The 8,360-nt window shown below is 60.6% G+C and carries 12 protein-coding genes; all 12 read left to right on the top strand.

The features are described from left to right. The first annotated feature begins 85 nt into the window (after nucleotides 1-85). Entirely contained in the window at nucleotides 86-298 is a 213-nt protein-coding gene (locus H5U38_02160; GenBank protein MBC7185816.1) for a hypothetical protein, read from the top strand. 31 nt (nucleotides 299-329) lie between these two features. Next, the gene (locus tag H5U38_02155; protein ID MBC7185815.1) at nucleotides 330-1,481 is read left to right on the top strand and encodes an FAD-binding oxidoreductase; all 1,152 of its coding nucleotides are present in this window, start codon (nucleotides 330-332) and stop codon (nucleotides 1,479-1,481) included. 38 nt (nucleotides 1,482-1,519) lie between these two features. Further along, entirely contained in the window at nucleotides 1,520-1,789 is a 270-nt protein-coding gene (locus tag H5U38_02150; GenBank protein ID MBC7185814.1) for a glutaredoxin family protein, read from the top strand. Beyond that, nucleotides 1,786-2,121 (top strand): ferredoxin:thioredoxin reductase, encoded by a 336-nt coding sequence (locus H5U38_02145; GenBank protein MBC7185813.1) that lies wholly within the window; start codon nucleotides 1,786-1,788, stop codon nucleotides 2,119-2,121. Before H5U38_02150 ends, H5U38_02145 begins: the two co-directional genes overlap by 4 nt. Before the next feature lie 126 nt (nucleotides 2,122-2,247). Beyond that, nucleotides 2,248-2,772, top strand: a complete 525-nt coding sequence (locus H5U38_02140; GenBank protein ID MBC7185812.1) for a ferritin family protein — start codon at nucleotides 2,248-2,250, stop codon at nucleotides 2,770-2,772. A gap of 36 nt (nucleotides 2,773-2,808) precedes the next feature. Further along, complete coding sequence (locus H5U38_02135) at nucleotides 2,809-3,297, top strand: ferritin family protein (GenBank protein ID MBC7185811.1); 489 nt, start codon at nucleotides 2,809-2,811, stop codon at nucleotides 3,295-3,297. Nucleotides 3,298-3,344: 47 nt separating this feature from the next. Further along, complete coding sequence (gene bcp, locus H5U38_02130) at nucleotides 3,345-3,821, top strand: thioredoxin-dependent thiol peroxidase (protein MBC7185810.1); 477 nt, start codon at nucleotides 3,345-3,347, stop codon at nucleotides 3,819-3,821. Nucleotides 3,822-3,849: 28 nt separating this feature from the next. Beyond that, nucleotides 3,850-4,464, top strand: a complete 615-nt coding sequence (locus H5U38_02125) for an SGNH/GDSL hydrolase family protein (GenBank protein MBC7185809.1) — start codon at nucleotides 3,850-3,852, stop codon at nucleotides 4,462-4,464. 81 nt (nucleotides 4,465-4,545) lie between these two features. Next, complete coding sequence (locus H5U38_02120; GenBank protein ID MBC7185808.1) at nucleotides 4,546-5,691, top strand: T9SS type A sorting domain-containing protein; 1,146 nt, start codon at nucleotides 4,546-4,548, stop codon at nucleotides 5,689-5,691. A 24-nt stretch (nucleotides 5,692-5,715) separates the two neighbouring features. Next, nucleotides 5,716-6,798, top strand: coding sequence for a beta-lactamase family protein (locus H5U38_02115; GenBank protein MBC7185807.1), 1,083 nt, complete (start codon nucleotides 5,716-5,718; stop codon nucleotides 6,796-6,798). Nucleotides 6,799-7,280: 482 nt separating this feature from the next. Beyond that, nucleotides 7,281-8,165, top strand: a complete 885-nt coding sequence (gene pdxS / locus H5U38_02110; GenBank protein ID MBC7185806.1) for a pyridoxal 5'-phosphate synthase lyase subunit PdxS — start codon at nucleotides 7,281-7,283, stop codon at nucleotides 8,163-8,165. Then, nucleotides 8,116-8,360, top strand: a 245-nt coding sequence (locus H5U38_02105) for a hypothetical protein (GenBank protein ID MBC7185805.1), incomplete at its 3' end; no start/stop codon positions are given. The genes pdxS and H5U38_02105, both read left to right, overlap by 50 nt.

The following is an 8,360-nucleotide window of genomic DNA, read 5'->3' as shown; positions in this document are numbered from 1 at the left end:
CTTGCCCTTGCCAACCGCCTCCCTTACTTACGCACCCGCGGAGGGCCTGGTCTGCCACTGCGAGATGGTGACGCTGGGAGAGGTGGTGGATTTTATCAAAACCCATCACGTCACTGACGTCAACCAGCTGAAGGTGTTGCGCGTGGGAATGGGCGCATGCGGCGGCAAGAACTGTTCGCAGGTGTTGGCACGAGCGTTTGCCATGGCCGGTGTCGATTGGAACAGCGTCACCAAGGGGACGGTGAGACCGCTCACCGTGGAAGTACCCATGTCGGCCATCCTCAACGAGGGCCGTTGAGCTGGAAGAAGTCATCCTGTAGGAGCGAATTGTGGACAGCGGAGCGGATGTGGTCATCATTGGCGCAGGGAGTGTTGGGCTGCCCCTCAGTTACTACCTGGCCCATAAGGGCGTGAAGGTGAGGGTCATCGACCGGGAGCCTTCGCCCGGTAGGGGACAGAACAGGGCGGCGATCGGCGGCATGCGCGCCACCCATTCTGAACCGGCGAAGATCAGGATCTGCCTGCGCTCATTGGAACTGATCCGCCACATGAAGGAAGAACATGGCATCGACGTGGACTGGGTGCAGGGGGGCTACCTTTTTCCTGCCTATGACGAGGCAAAAGAGCGCGCGCTGAGGAGCCTGCTGACCCTACAGAAGCGGTATGGCCTGCACATCGACTGGATTGGGCCCGATGAGGTGGAGGCGCTAGTGCCCGGCATCAATCGCGAAGGGCTGCGCGGCGGCACTTATTCCCCGGAGGATGGCTCGGCCTCTCCACTGAAGGTGGCGGCGGCCTACTACCAGCTGGCCCGCGCGGCAGGCGCCAAGTTTTCTTTTCGCGAAGAGGTGGTGGGTTTCCGCACGGAGGGCACGCGCCTGACAGCAGTGCGCACAGACCGGGCCACCTACCCTTGTACCATGGTGGTTGATGCCTCAGGCGCCGACGCCCGAGACACGGCCGCTCTTCTCGGGCTCGATGTGCCCGTTTTCCCGGACTCGCACGAGGCAGGAATTACCGAACCGGTACAACCTCTGTTTCGGCCTATGGTGGTGGACACCAGGTCTGACCAGGAGTCGGCCAACTACTACTTCTATCAAAACAAAGAGGGACAGGTGGTCTTCTGCATCACCCCTTGTCCTCCAATACCGGGGAAGGACTGCGATTGTACCTCGGCCTTTCTCCCTCTGGTGGTGCGTAGAATGGTGGCCCTTTACCCCAGGCTACGCCATCTGCGTGTGCGCCGCACGTGGCGCGGCCTTTACCCCATGACGCCTGATGGCTTTCCGATTGTCGGCTTTAGCCAAGAGTTTGACAATCTCCTCCTTGCCGTGGGTATGTGTGGGCAGGGCTTCATGCTCGGCCCTGGTCTGGGCGTCATCCTGGCGGAGGTCATCGCCGAGCGGAGCAGGCGTTTCGACGACATCTTGGAACAGTTGAGTCCCTATCGTGCCTTCACGGCGGAAGAGGTCCTAAAGTAGCCCTTGGCAGGTGACCGCAAGAAGAACCGGGAGGTATCATGTACGAACACGAAGTTGCCAATCGGATCCCCATTTTGTTTGCCCTGAGCACCTGTCCGCGTTGTCAGCGGATGAAAAAGTTCCTGCAGGAGCACAAGGTGCAGGCGAAGGTGGTGGACTATGACTTGCTGCCGCCCGAGGAGAAGCGGCCGGTGCTGCGCTTCCTGCAGCCCATCAATCCGCGGCTGTCGTTTCCAACGCTGGTTGTGGGCGACATGGCGGTGATTGGCGAAGACTATGACGGCGTGAAGGAGGTCCTCGACCTATGACAGTGGAGCAGTATTACGAGAGCTTGAAAAAGTTTGCACCGACGCGCGGGCTGATCCTTAACCCGGATTGGGAAATAGTCCGGCCCTTGCTGGAGGGTTTGCTGAAGAACGGCGAGCGCTATGGCCTGCGCACCTGTCCGTGCCGGCCTGCCACTGGCGACCCTCAGAAGGATCGAGACATCGTCTGCCCTTGCGAATACGCCAAGCCGGACATCGAAGAGTACGGTGCCTGCTACTGCTGGTTGTATGTGTCCCAGGACTGGATCGACGGCAAGGTGCCGCACGTGCAAATTCCTGAGCGGCGCCCAGTGGAGCGCACATTGGACATTTGACGCCCCGGGATCCGGTAGCCCGAAGCGAGTCGGCTTATTGAGGGAAAAACAAGCCTTTGGGCAGGGCAGCGAGAAGAGTTGCGAGCCATATCGGGCAGCACCACCGAGGTGGCGAGAGGAGGGACCATGTCATCCGAAGCGAGCGAACTGGCAACGACCTTGCAGACCGCACTTGAGATCGAGGATCAGGGGCTCACCACCTTTCTCAAGTTTGCAAGGCAGACCAAAGACATCACCGGCAAGAACATGTTCATCCGCTTGGCCATGGATGAGCATGAGCACCGCAAGATTATTGAGCGGCAGTGGCGCGCCATGCTGGAAGGCCAGCCCTTCAGACAGGTGGAGATCCCAAGGTCTGAGGTGGAGCGCATCGCCCCGGCCATCAGAGAGAAGCAGCTCAAGACCAGAGGCGAATCGGGCTTAGCAGAGGTGGACGCACTGCAGACCGCCCTCGATCTGGAAAGGAAGGCCGCAGCCTTCTTCCGGGAGCAAGCAGCCAGGACCGGCAACGCCGAAGCAAAGGCCATGTTCCTGCGCCTTGCTGAATGGGAAGACACGCACTACGATTTGATCCAGGCGGAGCTGGACCACATCAACCACACCGGTTTTTGGCTCGGCATCCCGGAATTCCAGATGGACGGCAAGTTCTAACCGCAGGGTGCACGTAGCAGAAAAGGAGGCAGGAGCATGGGGCAGCAGATGACAATCATGGACGCCATCAACCTGGCCATGGAGGCGGAGAAGAAAGCGCAGCAGTTCTACGCCGAGTCCGCAGCAAAGGTGGCGAGCGAGCGCGGCAGAGACTTGCTGACGCAACTCGCCAACTTTGAGCAGAGCCACTACGACGCATTGGCCGAGTTGAGAAGCTCACTCACTTCCTCCGGCACCTTCACCACTTACCAAGGGACAAGCTTTGCGCCTTATCGCCCCAAGGCCGAGGTCGAGGGCAAGATTGAGCCGAACAAGGAGGATGCGCTCAGCATTCTCCAAATGGCCATCGAGGCCGAAACCCAGGCCTACGAGCGCTATCGCTCCCTGGCCACCCGGACCGATGATCCCCAGGGGAAGGCCATGTTCCAGAAACTGGCCGAGGAAGAGATACTTCACCGCAGGATCTTGAACGACGAGTTCTATTACCTCAATAACCGTGGAGGGATCTGGTTCTGGGGAGACTAATGACGCCCTTGCACGCGAGTTGAACTGTGCTTGCTGAGGAGGGACTCATGAAACTGAAACCTGGTGACCCTGCTCCTGATTTTGTACTCTCCGACCAGAATGGCGTGGTACATCGCCTCTCTGACTATCGCGGGCGCTGGGTGCTCTTGTACTTCTATCCAAAAGACGACACTCCGGGATGCACCAAGGAGGCGTGTGCATTTCGGGACCAGCTTCCGTCTTTTGACAAGCTCCGTGCGCAAGTCTTGGGCGTCAGCGGCGATTCGGTGGCTTCCCATGCCCGGTTTGCTGCCAAGTACCGTCTGTCGTTTCCTCTTCTGGCCGATCAGACGAAAGAAGTCGTGCAGCTCTACGGCGTGTGGGGCAAGAAGAGGTTCATGGGGAGAGAATTCATGGGGACCATGCGGACCTCGTTCCTCATCGGCCCTGACGGTCGCATCGCGAAAGTGTACGAGAACGTGAAACCGGAGAAGCATGCCGAGGAGGTGCTCGCCGACCTGGAGGCTCTTTCCGGGGAGATGTAGCCCGAGGGGGCATACTCGAGGAGAACACGTGAACATCATCTGCTTTGGAGACTCCATCACTCAGGCTGCCGACCGCTCGGAGGGCGACCGCTGGCCGACGGTGTTGCAGATTGCCCTCGATGACTGGCGGGTCGGAACCTACCGGGTTTTCAACCGCGGGGTGGGAGGTAACACCACCGCCAATGCTTTAGCGCGCTTTGCGGACGATGTGTTGCCACTTCTGCCTGGGGTGCTGGTGGTGGAATTCGGCATCAATGACTGCAACCATCCGACATGGAGGCGGGTGCCGGCCGTAGGTGTGGAGGAGTACAAGAAGAACCTGCGGGAGTTTCATCGCATATGCCGGGCGAACAAGGGGGTGTGCGTGTTCGTGGTCAACCACCCTCTTTCCCGCGCCAAACTGCCCCAGGGAAATGGGCGAACGCTCCATGCCAACCTCCAGCCGTACAACGACGCAGTGCGGCTGCTGGCCGCCGAGCTCAAGGCGCCAGTGATTGACCTGCCGATGATGATGAGCGAGTGGGATGTCAAGCTTGCGGATTTTGTCCAAGAAGACGGAATTCACCTCACGGCGCACGGCAACCACCTGTACGCGGCGATGGTCTTTGACCGCCTACAGGAAATCCTGAAACGCATTAGTTGAAGCCACTGCCTGTCCCATGCGGAAGTCGTGGGGGGATTCGCGGCTGGGGCAATTGCTGTGTATACATTGCGGGAGGTGCAGATGAGGAGAGCTTTGGCCTGCTGCATCCTGTGGCTGGTGGGCGCCGCAGCGACTTTGGGGCAGGGAGTCGGCGTGGGCATTCGGGTGGACTTGACCGATTCCTTGCGCTTGAGCAGGGCGAGTGGCCAGTTTGCCCAACTGTTCGTGCCCGACTACTTCGAGCCTCCGGGTGATGGAGGCATCGTGCTGGTGGTGCACCTGCATGGCGCTTCGTGGGCTGCAGAGAACCAGGTCTATAAGGCACGCGTTAACGCCGCACTGGTGAACATTCACCTTGGCGCCCTCTCCAGTCCCTACCAGAATTACTTCTCTGACCAGAGTCGCTTTGCGGCGATTCTGGACGTTGCGCTTCGCGAGTTGGCGGGCCGGGGGATCGTCCCCACACCTCGCGTGGGATGGCTCATTGTGACCTCCTTCAGCGCCGGCTATGCTGGCGTGCGCGAAGTCCTCAAGAACACTGCCTACTACGCTCGGCTCGACGCCCTCACGCTCGCCGACGGGCTCCACTGCAATTCTGACCCCGGCCTGATGGCTGCGCAAATGGCTGACTTTCTGCGACTGGCCCGCGATGCGGCTGCCGGCAGAAAGGTGATGCTCCTCACGCACTCTAGCATCAAGACGGCCGGGTATCAGTCCACCACCCAGACGGCCGATTACCTCATTGCCGGAATCGGCGCGCAGCGCGTACCCTGTTCGTTTACCGACGAAATCGGCTTCCAGTACTCGCGCTGCGATACGGGGCAGTTCCATCTCCGGGGCTACTTAGGTGAGACGGCCGATGACCACATGAAACACCTGTACGCCATGGACAGGATGTTGGCCCAGGCCTGCGCGATCCTTGGCTTGCGCTCTACTTCTGCCCCCGAAGGATGGTTGCCCGAAAGCCGTTCCCTCGCTGTGCAGGTCTACCCGAATCCGTCCAACCCCTACGCTACCTTTCGCTGCCAGGTGCCGGCACCTGGGCCGATGAGGTTGACTATCTTCAATGCGCTTGGGCAGCAGGTGTTTGCCCGGGAAGATGGCTATGTGCCGGCCGGATACACGGAGGTGGTGTGGAAACCGGGCGCTCTGCCCGCGGGCGTGTACACCTATCGCCTCCAGGCGTGCGGGAAGACGACTGCAGGCCATTGCGTGCTTCTCAGGTAGAAGCCGCAGCCGGAGGGCAGGTCAATGGACTGCAGAGACTGGTGGATGCTGAGCAAAGCCTGGTTGAGCGTGGCATTGGCAGGCGCTTTTTTCGCGTGCGGCTGTGCGAACACGAAGCTGCGCCAGGTGGATGAGTTCTTCCGTGCGTACAGCGGCCAGGTGCCGGGCGCTGCGGTCATGGTCATCCACAAGGGGCACCCCATCGTCACCCGTTGCTATGGACTCGCAAACCTTGAACAGAGGCAGCCGGTGCGGGAGTGTACCAACTTCCGCCTGGCCTCAGTGAGCAAGCAGTTCACTGCCATGTGCATCATGATCTTGGCCGAGCGCGGGCTGTTGCGCTACGACCAGACCCTGCGGGAGATTTTTCCAGCTTTTCCGCCCTATGGAGATGCAGTCACCATCGACCATCTGCTCCACCACACATCTGGGCTCATCGACTACGAGTCCCTGCTCCCCGATACGATGAGGTGGCAGGTGAGTGACGCTGACGTGCTGCGCATGATGATGGAACAAGATTCCACCTACTTTCCGCCGGGGAGCCAGTTTCGCTACAGCAATTCCGGCTATGCTGTCTTGGCCATGGTGGTGGAGAAGGTGTCAAGGAAGCGGTTCGCCGACTTTCTCCGTGAGAACGTGTTCATCCCGGCGGGCATGACTTCGACGATTGCCTACGAGAAAAATGGGCCGCCTGTGCTTTGTAGGTCTTACGGTTACCAGGTCCTTGCCGAAGGCGGCTTTGTGTTTCGGGACCAGAGCCCTACCAGTGCCGTGCTCGGTGACGGCGGCATCTACTCTTCGCTGCGCGACCTTTTGCGATGGGACCAGGCGCTGTACGACGAACGCCTTGTTTCGTTTGAAACGCTTGAGAGGGCCTTCACCCCTGGCCTGTTGAACGACGGCACAAGCACCGCCTACGGCCATGGCTGGCGGCTGGACGTCTATCGTGGCCGGCGGCGCATGCACCACACCGGGAGCACTTGCGGCTTTGCCACTCTAATCCAGCGCTACCCGGACGATCGCTTCAGTGTGATCGTGTTGACCAACCGCAATGAGCCCAGCCTGATGGCCGTGGGTGACCGGCTGACTGAGCTCTTCCTGCCGTAAAGCGACGCGGGAAGCGTCGTTGACGAACTCTTTCGTCGTCGGACTTCCTTTTGCTTTGATGAATTGCGGCTTCCGCGTAGCTGAGAGGCGGCGCCCGGGACGCAGTTGGAGCTTGGTGCCTTCACGTACTGCGACTCGGGGAAGAGCGGGCTTTCAGTCCTGAAGGTTGGGTCGGAGCGCAATGCCTTCATGCCTTGCGGGGTTCGGGAGTCCCTTCGGTACGCGGCCTCGGGGCCGCGTGCATCGCATGAAGGCGATGCACGCCCGTTCTCCGAAGCGCATTCGGCCTGAGGTGGCGCAGGGAAGGTTCAGGAGGCAGAAGGCCGGGCCTGTTCCTCACAGCTCTGGCGGTGACCGCAGCCCCGGGAGGAGTTGCCTGCCTCCATCCGCACCACGATTGCTCCTTGCACTTTGCCCCCCGATTTGATATATTTAGCACGCTCAACAAACAGGGCAAGGGTCTTGTAGAGAGGTTTTGATAGATGAAAACAGCCGAAGACATGAAGTTGAAGGTCGGCCTCGCCGAGATGCTCAAGGGCGGGGTGATCATGGACGTGACTAACGCCGAGCAGGCAAGGATCGCTGAGGACGCCGGCGCGGTGGCGGTCATGGCTCTGGAGCGCGTACCGGCCGACATCCGCGCCCAAGGTGGCGTAGCGCGGATGTCGGACCCGGCGGTTATCAAGGCCATTCAGAAGGCGGTCTCCATTCCGGTCATGGCCAAATGTCGCATTGGCCACTTCGCCGAGGCGCAGGTGCTCGAGGCCTTGGGCGTGGATTTCATCGACGAAAGTGAGGTGTTGACGCCGGCCGACGAGGAACACCACATCGACAAGTGGAAGTTCAAAGTGCCGTTTGTCTGCGGGTGCCGGGATTTGGGAGAGGCCTTGCGCCGCATCGCCGAGGGAGCGGCCATGATCAGGACCAAGGGCGAGGCCGGGAGCGGCAACATAGTCGAAGCGGTGCGCCACATGCGCATGGTGCAGTCGGCCATCCGGCGCATCACCACTTTGGGCGACGAGGAGTTGGTGGCAGAGGCCAAACGCCTCGGAGCGCCGGTGGAACTGGTGCGCTACGTCAAGGAACACGGTCGGCTGCCTGTGCCCAACTTTGCCGCCGGAGGAGTGGCCACCCCAGCGGACGCCTCGTTGATGATGCAACTGGGCGCCGAGTCGGTGTTTGTGGGAAGCGGCATTTTCAAGTCCTCCGATCCTGCCAAGCGAGCGAAGGCCATCGTTTCGGCCACCACCCACTATCTGGACTTTGACCTGATCGCGCGGGTGAGCGAAGGCCTTGGCGAACCGATGCGTGGCATCGATGTCGCCAGCCTGCCCGAGGAAGAGCGCATGGCTGTGCGCGGATGGTAGGAGGGTCAGGGTGAAGCAACCGCGGATCGGCGTCCTGGCTCTGCAGGGCGATTTCGAGAAGCATCAGCAGATGCTGGCGCAACTGGACGTGGCGCCGCTGTTGGTCAAGACAGCGGAGCAGCTGCGCAAGTGCCAAGGCTTGATCATCCCTGGGGGCGAGTCGACTACCCTCAGCCTCATGCTGCGTAAGCACGG

This window comes from Calditrichota bacterium, from assembly GCA_014359355.1.
In the GTDB taxonomy this organism is placed as follows: Bacteria; Zhuqueibacterota; Zhuqueibacteria; order JANLFK01; family Oleimicrobiaceae; genus Oleimicrobium.
Note: the sequence above shows the minus strand (reverse complement) of the source record. Positions and strands in the feature narration are given on the sequence as shown.

What these genes read in the sequence shown, in the direction of transcription:
- H5U38_02150 (MBC7185814.1), top strand. Translation starts at nt 1,520, where the DNA reads ATGTACGAACACGAAGTTGCCAATCGGATCCCCATTTTGTTTGCCCTG.
- H5U38_02145 (MBC7185813.1), top strand. Translation starts at nt 1,786, where the DNA reads ATGACAGTGGAGCAGTATTACGAGAGCTTGAAAAAGTTTGCACCGACG.
- H5U38_02140 (MBC7185812.1), top strand. Translation starts at nt 2,248, where the DNA reads ATGTCATCCGAAGCGAGCGAACTGGCAACGACCTTGCAGACCGCACTT.
- H5U38_02135 (MBC7185811.1), top strand. Translation starts at nt 2,809, where the DNA reads ATGGGGCAGCAGATGACAATCATGGACGCCATCAACCTGGCCATGGAG.
- bcp (MBC7185810.1), top strand. Translation starts at nt 3,345, where the DNA reads ATGAAACTGAAACCTGGTGACCCTGCTCCTGATTTTGTACTCTCCGAC.
- H5U38_02120 (MBC7185808.1), top strand. Translation starts at nt 4,546, where the DNA reads ATGAGGAGAGCTTTGGCCTGCTGCATCCTGTGGCTGGTGGGCGCCGCA.
- H5U38_02115 (MBC7185807.1), top strand. Translation starts at nt 5,716, where the DNA reads ATGGACTGCAGAGACTGGTGGATGCTGAGCAAAGCCTGGTTGAGCGTG.
- pdxS (MBC7185806.1), top strand. Translation starts at nt 7,281, where the DNA reads ATGAAAACAGCCGAAGACATGAAGTTGAAGGTCGGCCTCGCCGAGATG.